24 protein-coding genes are annotated in these 18,253 nt (G+C 66.3%); 19 read left to right on the forward strand and 5 right to left on the reverse strand.

Annotated features, from left to right (window positions below):
- Window positions 1-72 precede the first annotated feature (72 nt).
- From G6N74_RS16575 to G6N74_RS16600, 6 genes are all read left to right on the forward strand, one after another.
- Complete coding sequence (locus tag G6N74_RS16575; RefSeq protein WP_246245781.1) at window positions 73-1,215, forward strand: NnrS family protein; 1,143 nt, start codon at window positions 73-75, stop codon at window positions 1,213-1,215.
- A 147-nt stretch (window positions 1,216-1,362) separates the two neighbouring features.
- Window positions 1,363-1,527, forward strand: a complete 165-nt coding sequence (gene napE, locus G6N74_RS16580) for a periplasmic nitrate reductase, NapE protein (protein ID WP_376767723.1) — start codon at window positions 1,363-1,365, stop codon at window positions 1,525-1,527.
- Window positions 1,528-1,532: 5 nt separating this feature from the next.
- The gene (locus G6N74_RS16585) at window positions 1,533-1,826 is read left to right on the forward strand and encodes a chaperone NapD (RefSeq protein ID WP_165119054.1); all 294 of its coding nucleotides are present in this window, start codon (window positions 1,533-1,535) and stop codon (window positions 1,824-1,826) included.
- Window positions 1,823-4,324 (forward strand): periplasmic nitrate reductase subunit alpha, encoded by a 2,502-nt coding sequence (gene napA / locus G6N74_RS16590; protein ID WP_165119055.1) that lies wholly within the window; start codon window positions 1,823-1,825, stop codon window positions 4,322-4,324. Before G6N74_RS16585 ends, napA begins: the two co-directional genes overlap by 4 nt.
- Window positions 4,297-4,794 carry a nitrate reductase cytochrome c-type subunit gene (locus tag G6N74_RS16595; RefSeq protein ID WP_165119056.1) on the forward strand — a complete coding sequence of 166 codons (498 nt, stop codon included), beginning with the start codon at window positions 4,297-4,299 and terminating at the stop codon, window positions 4,792-4,794. The genes napA and G6N74_RS16595 overlap by 28 nt, the downstream gene beginning before the upstream one ends.
- The gene (locus tag G6N74_RS16600) at window positions 4,795-5,532 is read left to right on the forward strand and encodes a NapC/NirT family cytochrome c (protein WP_165119057.1); all 738 of its coding nucleotides are present in this window, start codon (window positions 4,795-4,797) and stop codon (window positions 5,530-5,532) included.
- Here G6N74_RS16600 and G6N74_RS16605 read toward each other — a convergent pair.
- Window positions 5,517-7,598: a putative bifunctional diguanylate cyclase/phosphodiesterase gene (locus tag G6N74_RS16605; protein WP_165119058.1), complete on the reverse strand. Its 2,082-nt coding sequence runs from the start codon at window positions 7,596-7,598 to the stop codon at window positions 5,517-5,519. The genes G6N74_RS16600 and G6N74_RS16605 overlap by 16 nt on opposite strands.
- A gap of 217 nt (window positions 7,599-7,815) precedes the next feature.
- Window positions 7,816-8,259 (reverse strand): pseudoazurin, encoded by a 444-nt coding sequence (locus G6N74_RS16610; RefSeq protein WP_165119059.1) that lies wholly within the window; start codon window positions 8,257-8,259, stop codon window positions 7,816-7,818.
- Window positions 8,260-8,393: 134 nt separating this feature from the next.
- Between G6N74_RS16610 and G6N74_RS16615 the strand changes: the two genes are divergently transcribed.
- Entirely contained in the window at window positions 8,394-9,092 is a 699-nt protein-coding gene (locus G6N74_RS16615; RefSeq protein ID WP_165119223.1) for a Crp/Fnr family transcriptional regulator, read from the forward strand.
- A gap of 22 nt (window positions 9,093-9,114) precedes the next feature.
- Here G6N74_RS16615 and G6N74_RS31530 read toward each other — a convergent pair whose 3' ends face one another.
- The 3 genes from G6N74_RS31530 to G6N74_RS16625 are packed head-to-tail and all read right to left on the reverse strand — an operon-like array spanning window position 9,115 to window position 9,639.
- Entirely contained in the window at window positions 9,115-9,273 is a 159-nt protein-coding gene (locus G6N74_RS31530; RefSeq protein ID WP_376767724.1) for a DUF6455 family protein, read from the reverse strand.
- Complete coding sequence (locus G6N74_RS16620) at window positions 9,209-9,361, reverse strand: hypothetical protein (protein WP_165119060.1); 153 nt, start codon at window positions 9,359-9,361, stop codon at window positions 9,209-9,211. The genes G6N74_RS31530 and G6N74_RS16620 overlap by 65 nt, the downstream gene beginning before the upstream one ends.
- Window positions 9,352-9,639: a hybrid cluster protein-associated redox disulfide (seleno)protein gene (locus tag G6N74_RS16625; protein ID WP_312857884.1), complete on the reverse strand. Its 288-nt coding sequence runs from the start codon at window positions 9,637-9,639 to the stop codon at window positions 9,352-9,354. Before G6N74_RS16625 ends, G6N74_RS16620 begins: the two co-directional genes overlap by 10 nt.
- Before the next feature lie 149 nt (window positions 9,640-9,788).
- On the opposite strand from G6N74_RS16625, the gene G6N74_RS16630 reads away from it, so the two are divergent.
- The 12 genes from G6N74_RS16630 to G6N74_RS16680 all read left to right on the forward strand — a co-directional run bounded on the left by G6N74_RS16630 (window position 9,789) and on the right by G6N74_RS16680 (window position 18,237).
- On the forward strand, window positions 9,789-10,232 hold the full coding sequence (locus tag G6N74_RS16630; RefSeq protein ID WP_165119061.1) for a group III truncated hemoglobin: 444 nt from the start codon (window positions 9,789-9,791) through the stop codon (window positions 10,230-10,232).
- Between the two features lie 52 nt (window positions 10,233-10,284).
- The gene (locus G6N74_RS16635) at window positions 10,285-10,740 is read left to right on the forward strand and encodes an Rrf2 family transcriptional regulator (RefSeq protein ID WP_165119062.1); all 456 of its coding nucleotides are present in this window, start codon (window positions 10,285-10,287) and stop codon (window positions 10,738-10,740) included.
- A gap of 19 nt (window positions 10,741-10,759) precedes the next feature.
- Window positions 10,760-12,397, forward strand: coding sequence for a cytochrome-c oxidase, cbb3-type subunit I (gene ccoN / locus G6N74_RS16640; RefSeq protein WP_165119063.1), 1,638 nt, complete (start codon window positions 10,760-10,762; stop codon window positions 12,395-12,397).
- Between the two features lie 3 nt (window positions 12,398-12,400).
- Window positions 12,401-13,153 (forward strand): cytochrome-c oxidase, cbb3-type subunit II, encoded by a 753-nt coding sequence (gene ccoO / locus G6N74_RS16645; protein WP_165119064.1) that lies wholly within the window; start codon window positions 12,401-12,403, stop codon window positions 13,151-13,153.
- Between the two features lie 3 nt (window positions 13,154-13,156).
- A complete protein-coding gene (locus G6N74_RS16650; protein ID WP_165119065.1) occupies window positions 13,157-13,330 on the forward strand; it encodes a cbb3-type cytochrome c oxidase subunit 3 in 174 nt (57 codons plus the stop codon).
- Complete coding sequence (ccoP, locus tag G6N74_RS16655; protein ID WP_165119066.1) at window positions 13,321-14,202, forward strand: cytochrome-c oxidase, cbb3-type subunit III; 882 nt, start codon at window positions 13,321-13,323, stop codon at window positions 14,200-14,202. Before G6N74_RS16650 ends, ccoP begins: the two co-directional genes overlap by 10 nt.
- Window positions 14,199-14,393, forward strand: a complete 195-nt coding sequence (locus G6N74_RS16660) for a hypothetical protein (RefSeq protein ID WP_165119067.1) — start codon at window positions 14,199-14,201, stop codon at window positions 14,391-14,393. The genes ccoP and G6N74_RS16660 overlap by 4 nt, the downstream gene beginning before the upstream one ends.
- Window positions 14,394-14,406: 13 nt before the next feature.
- Window positions 14,407-15,225, forward strand: a complete 819-nt coding sequence (locus G6N74_RS16665) for a DUF2189 domain-containing protein (RefSeq protein ID WP_165119068.1) — start codon at window positions 14,407-14,409, stop codon at window positions 15,223-15,225.
- Window positions 15,226-15,307: 82 nt separating this feature from the next.
- Window positions 15,308-17,473, forward strand: coding sequence for a heavy metal translocating P-type ATPase (locus tag G6N74_RS16670; RefSeq protein WP_246245782.1), 2,166 nt, complete (start codon window positions 15,308-15,310; stop codon window positions 17,471-17,473).
- Window positions 17,470-17,658, forward strand: coding sequence for a cbb3-type cytochrome oxidase assembly protein CcoS (gene ccoS, locus G6N74_RS16675; protein WP_165119069.1), 189 nt, complete (start codon window positions 17,470-17,472; stop codon window positions 17,656-17,658). The genes G6N74_RS16670 and ccoS overlap by 4 nt, the downstream gene beginning before the upstream one ends.
- A 24-nt stretch (window positions 17,659-17,682) precedes the next feature.
- Window positions 17,683-17,808, forward strand: a complete 126-nt coding sequence (locus G6N74_RS31175; RefSeq protein ID WP_281353988.1) for a hypothetical protein — start codon at window positions 17,683-17,685, stop codon at window positions 17,806-17,808.
- A gap of 150 nt (window positions 17,809-17,958) precedes the next feature.
- Complete coding sequence (locus G6N74_RS16680) at window positions 17,959-18,237, forward strand: DUF2249 domain-containing protein (RefSeq protein WP_165119070.1); 279 nt, start codon at window positions 17,959-17,961, stop codon at window positions 18,235-18,237.
- The last annotated feature ends 16 nt before the right edge of the window (window positions 18,238-18,253 follow it).

Raw genomic sequence — 18,253 nt, forward strand, 5'->3', positions numbered from 1 at the left:
GACCGTTCGGTTCCAAGGGCCGCGCGTAAGTCCGGAGACGTCACGAGGGACGGCCGGGGGAGGATCCGCGCGATGCCGCCGATCCTCCACTACGGCTTCCGGCCGTTCTTCTTTCTCGCCGCGCTTCACGCCGGACTGGCGATCCCGCTCTGGCTCGGCGCCTACTTCGGCGGCTTCGACGTCGGCGGCCCGTTCGGCGGCATGCACTGGCACGCACACGAGATGCTGTTCGGCTATCTCTCCGCGGTCATCGCGGGCTTCATCCTCACTGCCATTCCCAACTGGACCGGGCGGCTGCCGCTGAGTGGGTGGCCGCTCGCCTTCCTCGTCGGGCTGTGGCTTGCGGGGCGGGCGGCGTGCCTGGCTTCGCCCGATCCGTGGCTCGCGATGGCGGTCGACCTGGCGTTTCCGGCCACGCTCGCCTTCGCGATCTGGCGCGAGGTCACGGCGGGCAAGAACTGGAAGAACGCGCCAGTGGCCGTGATGATCACGCTGTTCGGCGTCGCCAACGCGGCTGACCATCTGGCCAATGCGGGTTTAGTCGACCACGATCTCGGGCAGCGTCTCGCCCTTGCCGTGTCCGGCATGCTGATCGCGCTCATCGGCGGGCGCATCGTGCCCAGCTTCACCCGGAACTGGCTCGTGAAGGAAGGCTCCACCGCGCTTCCCGCGCCCTTCGGCCAGCCAGACAAGGCAGCGCTTGCGGCCACGGCCGCCGCGATGCTCGGGTGGGTTGTGATGCCCCACAACGCGCTCGTCGGGGCGTTCATGTTCGCCGCCGGAGCGCTCCTCGCGGTGCGCCTCTTCCGATGGCGCGGCCTGTCCACTGTGCGCGAGCCGATCCTGCTCGTGCTGCATCTCGGCTACGGCTGGCTCGCCGCCTCCTTCGCACTTCTCGGTCTAGCGATCATGCTGCCCGATGCGGTTCCCCACTCGTCCGCCTTGCACGCTCTGACCGCAGGGGCGGTGGGAACCATGACGCTGGCCGTCATGACGAGGGCGAGCCTCGGCCACACGGGGCGAGCAATCGTCGCAGACCGCTTCGTCGTCGCGATGTATGGCATAGTCTCGGCCGGGGCCACATTGCGCGTCGCCGCCCCGTTCGCGGGAGACTGGTACGCCCATGTGCTAACCTGCGGCGGCGCGCTATGGGCCGGGGCCTTCCTGCTCTTCGCGATCCGCTACGCCCCGATCCTCTGGGGACGGCGGGCTTGAGCGGCAGGTCATGCTTCCATTCCGATCGTATAACGATGGACATCTGAGAATGCTGGGTTAGTATTTTCTACGTATCGGCATAATGCCGAGTCCCAGGCCCATGATGAGGAGGTTATGACCCAGGACAGCGGAGAGGCGACAGTTTCCATGGAGATCCCGGCCGCGAAGACGCGGCGGAGGGAATTCTTGACCTTCCTGGTCCTGGCATTCGGCATCTGGCCCGTCGTCGCCGTGGGCGTCGTCGGCGGCTACGGCTTCCTCGTCTGGATGTATCAGATCGTCTTCGGCCCGCCCGGGCCTCCGGGAGGCTGACTGGCATGCGCGAACTTACCAGACGAGGCCTGCTCACCGCCGGCGCAGGCGACCGACATCACATATCGAGCGCGGTCGTGCTGGCGCTCCCGGAGCGGCGTGCCGACGTGGCTGAACGGCTCGCAGACATGCGTGGCGTCGAGGTGCACGCCAGCGAAGGGAGCCGGATCGTCGTTACCATCGAAGGTCCGACCAGCGGGATGCTGGGAGAAACACTGACGACGATTTCGGCGATAGACGGCGTGCTTGCCGCCAACATGGTGTTCGAACATGCCGAGGACCAGGAGGCGCGGTCATGACGGCAACCATCAACCGGCGCGACCTGCTGAAGGCCCATGCGGCGGCGCTTGCGGCCGCGTCTGCGGGCGTCGCGCTACCCGCCGCCGCCCAGCCCGTTCCGGGCGGCGTGAACGCGCTGGAGATCAAGTGGTCGAAGGCGCCCTGCCGCTTTTGCGGCACCGGATGCGGGGTGATGGTCGGGGTGAAGGACGGCCATGTCGTCGCCACCCACGGCGACATGCAGGCCGAGGTCAACCGCGGCCTCAACTGCGTGAAGGGCTACTTCCTCTCCAAGATCATGTACGGCCAGGACCGCCTGACCACGCCGCTGATGCGGAAATCCGGCGGGGTCTACGACAAGGACGGCGAGTTCGAACCCGTGTCATGGGACGAGGCGTTCGACGTCATGGCGGAGAAGTGCAAGGCGACGCTGCGCGAGAAGGGACCGGAAGCCATCGGCATGTTCGGTTCCGGGCAATGGACGATCTTTGAGGGCTACGCCGCCACCAAGCTGATGCGGGCGGGCTTCCGGTCCAACAATCTCGATCCGAACGCGCGCCACTGCATGGCGTCGGCGGCCGTCGCCTTCATGCGCACCTTCGGCATGGACGAGCCGATGGGCTGCTACGACGATTTCGAGCATGCCGACGCCTTCGTGCTCTGGGGCTCGAACATGGCGGAGATGCATCCGATCCTGTGGACCCGGCTGGCCGACCGCCGGCTCGGACATCCGCATGTCCGCTGCGCGGTGCTGTCGACCTTCACGCACCGCTCGATGGACCTCGCCGACATCCCGATCGTGTTCAAGCCGGGGACGGATCTCGCGATACTGAACTACATCGCCAACCACATCATTCAGACGGGCCGGGTCAACGAGGCGTTCGTCCGCGACCACGCCGTGTTCATGAGCGGGGCGACCGATATCGGCTACGGGCTGAGGCCGGACAATCCGGTGGAGATGGCAGCCAAGGGTGCTGCCGATCCAGGCAGGATGGAGCCGATCGACTTCGAGGCGTTCCGGACGATGGTCTCCGATTACACGCTGGAGATGGTGTCGGAACTCTCCGGCGTGGAGCCGGGCTTCCTGGAGCAGCTGGCCGAACTCTATGCCGATCCAGGCATCAAGGTGATGTCGCTCTGGACTATGGGATTCAACCAGCACGTCCGCGGCGTGTGGGCCAACCAGATGGTCTACAACATCCACCTGTTGACCGGGAAAATCTCCGAGCCCGGCAACAGCCCGTTCTCGCTGACGGGCCAGCCTTCGGCCTGCGGCACCGCGCGCGAGGTCGGCACCTTCGCACACCGATTGCCCGCCGACATGGTGGTGACCAATCCCGAACATCGCGAGCATGCCGAGGAGATCTGGCGGCTGCCGCACGGGCTGCTGCCCGACAAGGTCGGCTTCCATGCCGTCCAGCAGGACCGGATGCTCAAGGACGGCAAGCTCAACTTCTACTGGGTGCAGGTCAACAACAACGTCCAGGCGGCGCCCAACAACTCCAACGAGACGTATCCTGGCTACCGTAACCCCGACAACTTCATCGTGGTCTCCGACGCCTATCCGACGGTGACGGCGCTGGCGGCCGACGTGATTCTGCCCGCGGCGATGTGGGTGGAGAAGGAAGGGGCTTACGGAAATGCCGAGCGCCGCACGCACGTGTGGCGACAGCTGGTGAACGCCCCCGGCGAAGCCCGCTCCGACCTTTGGCAGCTGACCGAGTTCTCGAAGCGGTTCACGACCGACGAGGTCTGGCCTGCCGACATCCTGAACGCCCATCCCGAATACAAGGGCAAGACCCTGTTCGACGTGCTGTTCCGGAACGGCAAGGTCGATCGTTTTCCGCTCGCCGACCTCGACGCGGAATACGAGAACAGGGAGAGCCGCGAATACGGCTTCTACCTGCAGAAGGGCCTGTTCGAGGAATATGCCGAGTTCGGCAGGGGCCACGGCCATGACCTCGCGCCCTTCGACACCTACCACGAGGTGCGCGGCCTGCGCTGGCCCGTCGTCGACGGCAAGGAAACGAAGTGGCGCTACCGCGAGGGCCTCGATCCTTACGTGAAGCCGGGCGAGGGCGTGCGCTTCTATGGAAGGCCGGACGGCAAGGCGGTGATCCTGGCGGTGCCGTACGAACCCCCGGCGGAATCGCCGGATGAGGAATACGACGTCTGGCTGGTGACGGGCAGGGTGCTCGAGCACTGGCACTCGGGTTCCATGACCATGCGCGTGCCGGAACTCTACAAGGCGTTCCCCGGCGCGGTCTGCTTCATGAATGCAGACGACGCGCGACGGAGGGGCATCAACCAGGGCGCAGAGGTGCGGGTCGTGTCGCGACGCGGAGAACTACGTGTCCGGGTGGAGACGCGAGGCCGCAATCGAATGCCGCGGGGCGTGGTGTTCGTTCCCTGGTTCGACGCCAGCAAGCTCGTCAACAAGGTCACCCTCGACGCGACCGATCCCATCTCGAAACAGACGGATTTCAAGAAATGCGCGGTCAAGGTCGTCCCAGTCTGACGCGCCGGGCGCGCGTCTCCGTCGCCGCGGGGCTTCTTGCCCTGGCCGGAACGGCAGCCCTTGCCCAGATGTCGGCCGAGATCGTGCCGCCGCTGACAGGAACGGGCCAGCCGATGGAGAGCGCGCCCGCCGATCCGGTTCCGCGCTGGGTCGTCGACGACATCCGAAAGATGCGCGCCTACCCTGAGCAGCCGCCGATAATTCCGCATTCGATCGAGGGCTACCAGCTGTCTGTCAACACCAACCGTTGCCTGTCGTGCCACAAGCGCGAGTTCACGGAAGGGTCCGGCGCGCCCATGATCAGCGTCACGCACTACATGAACCGGGAGGGTCAGACGCTCGCCGACGTGTCACCACGCCGCTACTTCTGCACCGCCTGCCACGTTCCGCAGGCCGACACGCCCGCACTGATCGACAACACCTTCGTGGACATGCTCGAGCTTGGCGTCGGCCACGCCGGGGACGAATAGATGTGGACGCGGCTCAAGGCGGCCGCTCTGTGGGCCTGGCGGATCGTCTCCACGCCGGCGGCGACGCTCAGCCTCGGCTTCCTGACGCTCGGCGGGTTCCTCGGGGGCGTGATCTTCTGGGGCGCGTTCAACACTGCGCTCGAAGTGACCAACACCGAGCAGTTCTGCATTTCCTGCCACGAGATGGAGGCCAATGTCTACGAGGAGCTGACGCGCACGGTGCACTTCTCCAACAGGTCAGGCGTGCGCGCGTCCTGCCCGGACTGCCACGTCCCGCATGAATGGACCGACAAGATCGCCCGTAAGATGCAGGCCTCGAAGGAGGTCTGGGGCAAGATTTTCGGTACCATCAACACGCGCAAGAAGTTCCTCGAGCACCGCCTCGAACTCGCCCAGCACGAGTGGGCGCGGCTGAAGGCCAACGACAGTCTCGAATGCCGCAACTGCCATTCATCGGTCGCCATGGACCTCTCGAAGCAGGCTCCGCGCGCGGCCGAGATCCACACCCGCTACCTGCTGTCCGGCGAGACGACCTGCATCGACTGCCACAAGGGCATCGCGCACGAGCTTCCGAACATGGAGGGCGTCGATCCGGGCTGGAAGGTGCCGCCGGAACTGCAGGGCAAGGAACTGCCGCAGGCATCGGTGTTCGACAGGCTCGAGCGGTTCAACCGGATGCACGCCGACCTGGACATCCCTATGTCCCTCCCGGTGGCAGTCGGTCACGCCACGGACTGAAGCGCAGGAATCAAGGCTGCGTCCGCGACCCGTAGACGGCTGACGGGCCGCCTGATCCCGGCAATCCGCGCGGCTCCGGCCTTGCCTGTCGGCATTCCGAACAGGAAGCCTTGGACCTCTCGGCATCCGGCCTTGCGGAGGAAGGCCAGCTGCGCGGCGGTCTCGACGCCCTCTGCCAGAACGGGCCTTCCAAGCGCGCGGCCCAGCGCCACGGTGGCGAGGATAATCGCCTCGGCCTCGGGTGTGGTTCCGATCGCGGACGTGAACTCTCGGTCGATCTTGATCTTGTCGAAGGGGAACCGCTGCAGCATCGAAAGGGACGAATATCCGGTTCCGTAGTCGTCCATGGCGATACGGACGCCGAGGGCCTTCAACTGCCTGATGACGTGGAGCGCGAGCTGCTGGTCGGCGACTATTCCGGTCTCGGTCACTTCCAGTTCCAGCCGCGACGCCTTCAGTCCTGTCTCGAGCAAGATCGAATGAACCAGGGAGGGAAGCTCCATCGAAGACAGCTGCGACGGGGCGACGTTGACCGCGATCCGCATCGGCTTGCGCCATGAGGCGGCCTCACGGCAGGCCTCGCGCAGGACCCACTCGCCGATCGATCCGATCAGGCCGTCTTCCTCGGCGATCGGGATGAACACGGCCGGGGACACGTTGCCGTGCTTCGGATGGCTCCAGCGCAGCAGCGCCTCGAAGCCCACGACCTCTTCGGTCACCGTGTCGTTCTGCTGTTGATAGGCCAGAGACAGCTCCCGGTTGAAGACCGCGTGCCTGAGGTCCATCGTGAGTTCGCTGCGCGTCCTGGCGGTCTCCTCCATGTCCGGCTGGAACGTCGTCACGTTGTTGCGTCCCGCCTGCTTGGCGGCATACATCGCCACGTCGGCGCGCTGAAGAAGGACCGCCGGCGACAGCCCGTCCTCGGGGTAGACGACGAGACCCACGCTGGCCCCGACCGTCAAGGCGCTGTCCCGCCACTGCACTGGCTCGGCCACGAGGCGACGGATCTTCTCGGCAAAGCGTGCCGCCTCCGCGCGTCCGGAAACCGGGACCTTGATGGCGACGAACTCGTCCCCGCCGAAGCGCCCGACGAATTCGCCCTCGACCATCGCCGCCGAGATCCGCTCCGCGACGGAGCGGAGCACGTGGTCGCCAGCGGCATGGCCGTGGACGTCGTTCACTTCCTTGAAACGGTCGAGATCAAACAGCACGCCCGCAATCTGCCGTCCGCGCGCGACGGGGTCGGCCGCGAGTTCCTCGACCCGGGCACGTACGCAGGCGCGGTTTGGCAGACCGGTCAGTTCGTCGTGCAGCGCGAGGTAGCGAAAATGGCTCTTGGCGGTCCGTTCCGAATCGTAATCGATCATGAAGGTCGCGGCCGCCATGGCGGCGAGGGTCCCCGACATGGCGAGGATGAAGCCCGCGAGCACGCCGTTCGGGATCGACGACGCAGCATCGGCAACGGCGACGCCTGGACTGACGGCCATGGAGCCCATGCCCATGAAATGGAGGGAAAGGATTCCTCCCGCCATCAGCAGCGCGGCCTGAAGGCGCGACGACGCAGTTCCTCCCCTGGCGCGCAAAACGGAAGCGCAGAAAAGTGAGGCGCCGAATACCAGCGACAGCGCGATGCCAGTCCCGCTCCATTCAACGGTTCCGCTGATCCGCATCGCCGAGGCGCCGACGTAGTGCATGGCTCCGGCTCCCAATCCCGCAATGAGCCCACCCAGCGCCGGGGCATGGCTCCAGCGGCCGATCGCGGCATGCACGCCTGCAGCGCTGCCGGCGACGGCGAGGCCGAGCGACAGCGCTGTCAGCGCCGGATCGTAACCGTCGATCAGGTCGGTCCTGTAACCAAGCATCGCCACGAAGTGGGTGGTCCATACCGTCGCCCCGCCCACGAGACCAGCCAAGAACACCCACAGCGCGTGCCGATAGCCTCGTGTCGCAGTAGCGCGGGCGTTCACGCCGACGGTCACCGCAGCGCCGATCACGCAGGCGAGCGCTGCCAGCACGGTATACGCCGGGTCGTGATCCACGGCGATGCAGGTGAGGAAGTCGATCAATGCTTGGCTCCGGGCATGACGTCGTCTGGGCGTTGTTTCTCACAGGCGGGGCTGGCGCTCTTTGTGCTTCGTCAAACTGGTTGCAGCTGAGCCAAGGACCTCTCCCCATGGTTGCCGGGAGGTAAATCGGGAAAGCTGGATGAAAACGCGGCCGGGGAGCGCCGCCTCGCTCCCCGGCCGCCGGGCGGCCCCCTCTCCGGGAGACGGGCCTCCTCGTTCAGTTGGCAGCCAGGACCTGGCCGAAGAGTTCGGCGAAGACGGCCTTGGCCTTGCCTGTCTGCTTCACGGCCTTGGCTTCTTCCGCATTGGCGGGTTCGCCGACCCTGATCAGTGCGACCATTCCCATGGCGTAGTGCGGCGCGCACTTCACGCCGTAGACGCCTTCCGCCGTGACGGTGACCGTGAATTCCTCGTTGAACTTGCTCTTGAAGGGCTCCGCGCCCTCCGGGAGCATGCCCTTGATGGTCTCGACGTTGTGTCCCTTGTCAGTCGGGACGAAGCGGATCGTGTCGCCGGGAGTCGCGACGATAAGGTCGGGCTCGAACACCATCGCGCCCTTCGCGCCCTTGTTGAGCATGTGGACTTCGATCTCGGCCGACTGGGCGGCGCCGGCTGCGATCATTGCCGCGCCAAGGGCGAGTGCTGCGAGGATGCGTTTCATTTTTCTGTCCTTTCGTATTTGCGGCTTGATCTGCCGTTGACCCACCAATAGCCCGCGACGCGGGAAGGCAGTTTGCGCAAGCGCAAACAAAGGGTAGAAACTTGGGAAGCTTCGACTTCCGGAAGACTTCCAGCATGCCGCTCGACAGATCGCTCGTATCGGGACTGCCCGCCTTCGCCGGCCTGAGCGGCGAGGACGTCGACGCAGTCCTTTCGACGGCGCGCTCGTCGCGTTTCCCGAAGGACTCCGAGGTCTTCTCCCAGGACGAGGAAGCAAGGCAGTTCTTCCTGCTGCTGTCGGGCCACGTCAGGGTGGTGAAGGCCACGCCCGAGGGCGAACAGGTCATCGCCCGCTACATCAACGAGGGGGAGCTGTTCGGCATTGCCGTCGCAATGGGACGGACGGCTTATCCGGCAAGCGCGGTCGCGGCGGTGGACTGCGTCGTGCTGTCCTGGCCGAACAGCGTCTGGCAGGACCTCCAGTCCCGGTTCCCTGGCTTCGGCGCGAACGCCTACCAGACGATAGGCGCCCGCCTGCAGGACACGCAGTCACGCGTGGTGGAAATGTCGACGCGCCAGGTGGAACAGCGCATCGCCGGTGCGGTGATGCGTCTGGTCCAGCAGTCCGGTCGCAAGACCGAAGAGGGCGTCGAGATCGACTTCCCGATCACCCGGCAGGACATCGCCGAAATGACCGGGAGCACGCTTCACACGGTCAGCAGGCTGATGAGCGCGTGGGAAGACGAAGGCATCGTGCGCAGCGGCCGCCAGAAGGTGACCGTCACCGATCCGCACGCGCTCATGCTGGTCGCCGAGAATCGACGCAAGAAATAACCCGCCGGACGTCCGGCCGAGGCTAGGCTGCGTCGCGGGTGCGTCCCAGATAGAACTCGCGATTCCTGCAGAAGCCCGGAACGCCCCGCGTTCCAGCATTAACCCACTCGCCGCATTCAGACCCGTGCCTGCAGAAAATGCAGCGCCAGATCGCGTTGCGTATCTGGTTCTCGGACGACAGGCTCGAGGTCGGCAGATCGATCCCGAGGTTGGCCGCCATCCTGACCGACTGGTCGAGTCGGGTCGGCGACGGCTTCGATCACGCGCATGATTGTTCTCCTTTACGAGGTTCCGGGTTGTGAGCGTTCGCTTCGAAGGCGGACGGGGCATCTGCCGACGGGTCCGACCTCATCGCGGCGAGCAGCTCGGCCACGAGCGTTGCCTCTTCCATCGCATGGGCGGCGGCCGCGTCCGCCACGGTATGGAAGATGCCGATCGGGCAGCCGATGCACAGCATCCGATGGCGGATCATGACCCGGATGGTCGCGGGCCATCTGCGCATGATCTCGTCGACCGACATGTCGGGGTCTATCGCTGAAGGCATCATCCGGCTGTCTCCTCAAGCCAGATGCCTAGTCAGCTACACCCGGTCACTCGTTGTTCCGGCGCAAAGAGCGTGAGGAAAGCAGGCTGCGACATCCAGGAGCTTTCCTTCTCGGCGCGCCGACGCTAGAAAGTGGTATTGGAGATACCACATTGCCCCTTCCAGCCTCCGCGCAGCTGCTACGCCCTCCCGAGGAACGAGCCGTCGTCCATCCGGAGGTCGACCGGGCGTTCATCGGCCGCCTCGTGCGTGAGTTCTACGGACGCGTCCGCCGGGACGAACGGCTGGGGCCCATCTTCGGGGCCGAGATCGCGGGAAGCTGGGAGCCGCATCTGGAGAAGATGACCGATTTCTGGTGCTCGGTGATCCTGAAGGACGGCTCGTACAGCGGACGCCCCGTGCCCGCCCACACGAAGCTGGAACAGGTGCGCGAAGCCGACTTCGATGTCTGGCTCGGACATTTCCGCGCTGTCGCGGTGGAGCTCTGCCCTGACGGTGTGGCTCAGGCCTTCATCGATCGGGCCGAGCGCATCGCGAAAAGCCTGAGGCTCGCGATGTTCTTTCGCCTCGAGCGCCCTTCGGGCGCCGAACGATGACGGCCGTCAGCTGCAACCCGGCCGTCGCGCCTTCCGAGCCAGGGAGGCAGCCGTGCGCCTGACCTATCACACCGATCACGCGCTGCGCATGCTGGTCTACCTCGCGCTGAACCGGGGCCGCCCATCACGGGTCGTCGATGTCGCCGAAAGCTACGGCATCTCCCGCAACCATCTTCTCAAGGTGGCCCTTCGTCTGGGCCGGCTCGGCTACCTGACGACCGTGCGCGGGCGTTCCGGCGGCATCGCGCTCGCGAGGAAGCCGGAGGACATCAACCTCGGCGACGTCGTGCGGCAGATCGAAGACGATTTCGGGCTGGTCGAGTGCATGCGCCCGGAGGGCGGCACCTGCGTGATATCCGCCGCCTGCCGGCTGAAGGGGGTTGTCAGGAAAGCTGTCGAGGCGTTCTTATCCGTCTTCGACGAGTATTCGCTGGCGGACATCGCCGGGAACAGGGAAGTTCTTGCAGAGCTGCTCGGGCTCACGGGCAAGACTGCGGAGCCAGCATGATCGACTTGCAGAGGGCATCATGATCGGGAAACTCAGTTCCACCGAACGGCAGTACGCGGCGGTCGTCCTCGTCATGCTGGCCGCCGCCGGGATCGCGATGGCCGCGCTCGGCAGGAGCGACACGCTTGGCGTTCACGGCCTGCTGGTGATCCTCTTCGCGGGAGGACTGCTCTACCCGGTCCTGTCCGGGTTCTACGAGCCCGAGCCGACCGAGGACCGCGAGGCGTCCTACTACGACGATCCGATCAAGGTGGGCATCGTGCTGTCGATGGCATGGGCCGTGTTCGGCATGTTCATGGGCGTCTGGGTCGCGGCCCAGCTCGCCTGGCCCGACCTCGCCTTCGACGCGGCCTGGTCGACCTTCGGAAGGCTGCGGCCGACGCACACGTCCGGGGTCATCTTCGGCTTCGGCGGAAACGCCCTGATCGCCACGTCATTCCATGTCGTGCAGCGAACCTCCCGCGCAAGGCTCGCCGGACAGTTCAGCCCGTGGTTCGTGCTTTTCGGCTTCAACCTGTTCTGCGTCCTCGCCGTCTCCGGCTACCTGCTCGGCGTGACGCAGTCGAAGGAATACGCCGAGGCCGAGTGGTATGCCGACCTCTGGCTGGTCGTGGTCTGGGTCACCTACTTCATCCTCTTCCTGCGCACCATCGCACGCCGCCGGGAGCCCCACATCTACGTGGCGAACTGGTACTTCATGGCCTTCATCGTGGTCGTCGCGATCCTCCACATCGTCAACAACCTCGCCGTCCCCGTCTCGTGGGGCCATGCCAAGAGCTACACGATCTGGCCCGGCGTCCAGGACGCGATGGTCCAGTGGTGGTACGGGCACAACGCGGTCGCGTTCTTCCTGACGGCAGGCTTCCTCGGCATGCTCTACTACTATCTTCCCGTGCGGGCGCAGCGGCCGATCTTCTCCTACCGCCTCTCGATCCTCAGCTTCTGGGGGATCACCTTCTTCTACATGTGGGCGGGCTCCCATCACCTCCACTACACGGCGCTGCCGCACTGGGTGCAGACGCTCGGCATGACCTTTTCGGTCATGCTGCTGGTGCCGTCATGGGCTTCGGCAGGCAACGCGCTGCTGACGCTCAACGGCGCCTGGCACCGTGTCCGCGACGACGCGACGCTTCGCTTCATGATGGCGGCGGCGGTCTTTTACGGACTGTCGACGTTCGAAGGGTCGTTCATGGCGATCCGTCCGGTGAACGCGCTCAGCCACTACACGGACTGGACGGTGGGCCACGTGCATGCAGGCGCGCTTGGATGGGTGGCGCTGATCACCTTTGGCTCGTTCTACACGCTGGTGCCGACCCTCTGGAACCGGGAGCGCATGTATTCCGCGAGGCTCGTCGAGGTCCACTTCTGGCTCGCGATCGCCGGAACGCTGCTCTACGTCTTCGCGATGTGGAATTCCGGCATCATCCAGGGGCTGATGTGGCGGACCTACACGGAAGACGGCGCGCTCGCCTACTCCTTCGTCGACTCTCTCGTCGCGATGTATCCCTACTACATTGCCCGCGCCTTCGGCGGCCTTCTGTTCCTGATCGGCGCGGTCGTGTGCTGCTACAACATCTGGATGACGGTACGCTCGGTGCCGCTGGCGGAGCGTCGCGAGAGCGATGTCCCCGCGGCCATCGCCGTCCCGGGAGAATGACCGATGCCTGAACTCTTCCACCGCAAGCTCGAGCGCTCGGCGATCGGGTTCGTGCTGGCGATCATCGCCGCCGCGAGCGTCGGGGGCATCGTTGAGATCGCGCCGCTCTTCACCATCGACGAGACGGTCGAGGAAGCGCCGGACATGCGGGTCTACACGCCGCTGGAGCTGGCGGGTCGCAACATCTACGTGCGCGAGGGCTGCTACGCCTGCCACAGCCAGATGATCCGCACGCTGCGCGACGAGGTCGAGCGCTACGGGCCGTATTCGCTGGCGGTCGAGTCCCAGTACGACCGCCCGATGCTCTGGGGGTCGAAGCGGACGGGTCCGGACCTGGCGCGCGTCGGCGGCAAGTATTCCGATTTCTGGCACGTCGCGCACCTGATCAATCCGCGCGACGTCGTGCCGGAATCCAACATGCCAGCCTACGCCTTCCTGGCGCGGACCGAGCTCCGGACGAGCGACCTCAAGGAGCATCTTGCCGCCCAGCAGGCCCTGGGCGTTCCCTACACCGACGAGATGGTCGCCAATGCCGCCCGCGACGCCTACGGTCAGGCTTTCCCCGACAGCGAGGCGGCGTCCGGCGTCTCCGAGCGCTATGGCGAGGCCACCCAGGTGAGCGCATTCGACGGGGTGGCGACGCGCCTGACCGAGATGGACGCGCTCGTCGCCTATCTCCAGGTGCTGGGCAGGCTCACCGACGCCGCGTTCCGCGACACGGCCGCGACCGAACAAGCTCCCGATGCGGAGGACTGAGCCATGTTCGAGATCAGCCACGAGACCCTTGTCGCCTTCTCCAAGAGCTGGGGCCTGTTCTACCTGATGGGCTTCTTCCTGTGTGTCATCGCCTACGCCTTCTGGCCCTCGAACCGGATGCGTTTCGACAGGGCGAAGACCAGCATCCTCGACCGGGAGGACAAGCCATGGAAGTGAACGAGCGGGATCCCGTCACCGGAAGGGAAACGACCGGACACGAGTGGAACGGCATCAAGGAACTGGACACGCCCGTGCCGCGCGGGGTGCTGATGTTCCTGATCGTGACCCATATCTGGGCCATCGCCTGGTGGTTCTTCGTGCCCGCCTGGCCGCTCGGCACGACGTACACCAAGGGCCTTCTCGGCGTCGACCAGCGCACGACGGTCGAAGAGCGGATCGTCGAGGGCCAGCAGGACCGTTCGGCGTGGATGACGCGACTGGAATCCGAACCCTACGACGCCATCCTCGCCGACGAGGCGCTGATGCAGACCGTTCGCGGTACCGGGCGGCAGCTCTTCGGCGACAACTGCGCCGCCTGTCACGGGCGCGATGGCCGCGGACGCGCCGGCTACCCGGACCTGACCGACGATGACTGGCTGTGGGGCGGCGGTCCCGAACTGATCGAGCAGACGCTGCGGTATGGCATCAACACTGCCCATCCGGACACGAGGATCGCGCAGATGCCTGCTTTCGGACGCGACGGAATGCTGGAGAGAGACCAGGTTCGAAGCGTCGCGGCCTATGTGTATTCGCTGAGCAATCCCGACTACTCGACCGAGGAGAACCTGGAGCGGATCGAAGCCGGACGCGAGGTCTTCGCGACGACATGCGCGGCATGCCACGGCGAGAACGCCGAAGGCAACCGCGAGGTCGGCGCTCCGAACCTGGCGGACGCGCGCTGGGTCTACGGCGGCGACCTGCAGACGATCATCGCCTCCGTCCATGGCGGCAGGCAGGGCCACATGCCGACGTGGGACGAGCGCATGACCGACGCGGAAATCCGGACCCTGTCGCTCTTCGTCCACGATCTCGGGACGAACCAGCCATGACGACCCAAGCCACAGCTCGACGCCGGCGCTGGACGTCCGCATGGCTGCTGGTTCCGGCCGGGCTGCTGCTTGTCGCGGCGGCGAACGCCCACCTCGTCTACGTGGCCGTCACGTCTCAGCCGGACTGCGTGCCTCATCTCAAGGAGGCGGGTACGGACGGCAGCTACCGGGCCGCCAAATCGGCGTGCTGAGGGAGGAGTTTCGATGAACGAGACCGACAAGTCCTACTGGCTCTTGAGCGAGACCTCCGGGATCGGCGAGACGCGGGATCGCGCGCTGCAGCGAGGCCTGCCCGCGACGGCTGGACTGCGTTGGCTGGCGCTTGGGTGGCGCGATTTCTGGCGCGGGCCTTCGACCAGCATCGCCTATGGGGTCGGCGTGTTCCTGCTGTCGGCAGCCTTCGTCTGGACGCTGTTCGAGTTCGGGCGGGACTACATCCTCTTCCCGTCGCTCGCGGGCTTCCTGATCGTCGCGCCGTTCCTTGCGATCGGCCTCTACGCGAAGAGCCGCGCTCTCGGCGAGGGCAGGACGGTCGGGCTTGCTTCCATGCTCAGGACGCGCCCGAACGCCGGGCCGCAGGTGTTCTTCGCGGGACTGCTGCTCAGCCTGCTCATGCTGCTCTGGACCAGGGCGGCGGTGCTTCTCTGGGCGTTGTTCTTCGGGGTCACCGCCTTCCCGGGCCTGGATAACGTCATCGGCGTGCTGGTCGGCTCCGCCTACGGGTGGGCGATGATCGCCGTCGGGACGGCCATCGGCGGCCTGTTCGCGGCCTTCGCATTCTCGATCAGCGTGTTTTCCGTGCCGATGATGCTCGACCGCAGGGTCGACGCGCTGACGGCCATGGGGACCAGCATGAAGCTGGTGTGGAACAACCTTCCGGCGATGATCGGATGGGGAGCGATGGTGATCGCGCTCTTCGCGCTCTGCGTCGCGACCGGACTGCTGGGCATGATCGTGATCTTTCCGCTGCTCGGGCATGCGACCTGGCATGCCTATGTCGCCGTGGCGCGGCCGGGGGCCTGACGCGATGAGCTGCTGCGCCCCCGGAGCGGAGGCCGCCCTGATGGCAGGGCCGGGCCGGGACGTGCCGTCAGAGGAAATCCGGATGGCCAGCCGGGACCTCGGCGACGGAATCATGCAGACCGACCTGAGCGTTCCCGGTGCGCACTGCGGCGCGTGCATAGGTGCGATCGAAGGCGCGCTGGGAAGGCTTCCGGGCGTGACCGCCGCACGCGTGAACCTGACCGCGAGGAGGGCAGCCGTTAAGTGGCGGACGGACGGTCCGGTGCCGCCCATGATCGACGCGGTGCGCCGGGTCGGCTACGCGGCGACGCTGGCCGAGCCAGATCCGATCGGCGACCCGGAAATGGGGAGGCTGCTCCGGGCGACGGCCGTCGCGGGATTCGCCGCGATGAACATCATGCTCCTGTCCGTTTCGATCTGGTCCGGGGCGGAGGAGGACACGCGCCATGCCTTCCACCTGATTTCTGCGGCCCTGGCCCTGCCCGCGGTGGCCTATTCGGGTCGCATCTTCTTTGCATCCGCCTGGAGCGCGCTGCGCGTCGGGCGGACCAACATGGACGTGCCGATCAGCGCGGGCATCCTGCTCGCCTTCGCGCTCAGCGCCTACGACGCGCTGACGGGCGGAACGCACGCCTATTTCGACGCGGTGACCTCGCTGCTGTTCTTCCTGCTTGCCGGGCGCGCGCTCGATCACTCCATGCGCGGGAAGGCCCGGGCCGCCGTGCGGTCGCTGGCCCGCATGATGCCACGCGGGGCGAGCGTGCTGAACAAGGACGGCGGGCGCGATTTCCGGGACGTTCAGTCGCTTCGCGAGGGAGACACCGTGTTCGTGGCCGTCGGCGAGCGGATCCCGGCCGACGGCACCGTGCTGAAGGGCGTTGGAACGCTGGACCTATCCATCGTCACCGGGGAGACCTCGCCGGAGAGCATCGCGCCGGGGTCGCGGGTGCTCTCGGGAGCGCTGAATCTCAGCGGTCCGATCGAACTGCGCATCGACCGTCGCCCCGCCGACTCTTTCCTGGCCGACATGGTCAGGCTGATGGAGGCCGCCGAAGGCAGCCGCGCACGCTACCGCCGGATCGCTGATCGCGCCGCCGCCCTCTATTCGCCCGTCGTCCATGCGGTCGCGCTGGCGACGTTCGTTGGCTGGCTCCTGGCAACGGGCGACTGGCACCGTTCGCTGACGCTGGCGATCGCCGTCCTCATCATCACCTGTCCCTGCGCGCTCGGCCTCGCCGTCCCCATGGTCCAGGCGGCCGCCGCGCGCCGTCTTTTCGGAATCGGCGTCACCATGAAGGACGGCAGTGCGCTCGAGCGGCTTGCGGAGATCGATCACGTCGTCCTCGACAAGACCGGAACGCTGACGACCGGACGGATGCGGGTCTCCTCGCATGACGTGCCCCAGGCCGAACTGCCTGTCGCTGCCGCTCTGGCGCGCCTGTCACGCCATCCGGCGGCCTTTGCGGTCGCGGCGCTTGGCAGCGGCGAAGGCGTCGAGGTATCCGAGGCACGGGAGATCCCGGGCAACGGAATCGAAGCCCGGATCGGAGCGTGCCTCTGGCGGCTCGGCAGGCCCGGCTGGGCAGTCAATGGAGACGGCGACCGGAGCGGCTCCGGGCCCTGGCTTTCCCGCGACGGTATCTTCGTCGGCCGTTTCGACGTGTCGGACACGCTGCGCGAGGGAGCCGCCGCGGCGGTGGCGGCCTTGAAGGATTCCGGGCTGTCGGTGGAACTGCTGTCGGGCGACGCCGAGGAAGAGACCTGGCGGGTCGCGAAGCTGACGGGCATCGGGCAACTGTCGGGCAGACAGCGTCCAGAAGACAAGGCCAGCCGCCTCGAAGTGCTCCGCCGCGAGGCGAGACGGGTGCTGATGGTTGGCGACGGCATCAACGATGCGCCTGCCCTTGGAGCGGCACACGTCTCCATGGCACCGTCGACGGCAGCCGATGTCGGACGCAGCGCGGCCGATCTCGTCTTCCTGGGTTCCAGCCTCCGCAGCGTGCCGGAGGCGATATCCGTGGCTGGCAAGTCCATGCGCCTCGTCCGGCAGAACATCGCGATCTCGATCGCCTACAACGCGCTGGCGCTGCCGCTCGCCGTGGCCGGCTACGTAACGCCGCTCGTCGCTGCCGTGGCGATGTCGACCTCGTCGATCCTGGTCGTGGCCAACTCACTGCGGGTGCTTTCCGATCGGCGCGAGCCTTCGCCGAAATCGAGGGCGGACGACCTGCGTCCGGCGACGGCATGACCGGGCTCCTGGCGTGGCTGGTTCCGGTCGCCTTGGGCATGGGCCTTGCAGGCCTGCTTGCCTTCCTTTGGTCGATGAAGAGTGGACAGCTCGAAGATCTCGATGGCGCGGCGGAGCGTGTCCTCCATCAGGGCAAGGACGCCCCGCTCCCCGCGCCGGAACGTCTTCCGCAGAACGGGCGTTGAGGACATTAAGGAACGATCATGGGAATGACGGCCGACAAAAAGTTCGACTGGATCGCGGCGCTCTCCGTCGCTGCGGGAGCGGCGGTGATGATCCCGGCGCTTGCGGCGCTGGCCGTGAACCTGGCCGCGGTCGCGATCGGGCTGTTCTGAGCGAACGCAGCCCTGCACGGATCTCAACTTCGACGTCTCCTCAGTTTGCGCTTCGACAAACAAGCATGGCTCCGGGTTCGCTAGATTTCCCCGGAGTTGGCGGCGCGCTTCGCGTCATGCCCGCCTGCGGTTGAACCTGGAGCCTCGCGCATGACCACCGACGAACTCGCCGAAATCCCCACCATCGACGTCCGCACCATCCCGCCCTACGAGCGCCACCCGCGGATATTCTCGGTGCTCGAGGCGCTGAAGCCGAGCCAGTCCTTCGCGATCGTCAGCGATCACGAGCCGCGCCCGCTGCAGTACCAGATCCAGGCGAGGTTCCCAGGTCTCTTCGACTGGACATATGTCGAGCAGGGCCCGGAAGTCTGGCGCGTCCTCATCTCCCGGGAGGCAGGCAGCGGCTGTGAATGCTGCTGCGGCTCCTGAGTCGGCGACGGCAACC

Origin of the sequence: Mesorhizobium zhangyense (genome assembly GCF_011045115.1) — a bacterium.
Classification (GTDB): domain Bacteria; phylum Pseudomonadota; class Alphaproteobacteria; order Rhizobiales; family Rhizobiaceae; genus Mesorhizobium_M; species Mesorhizobium_M zhangyense.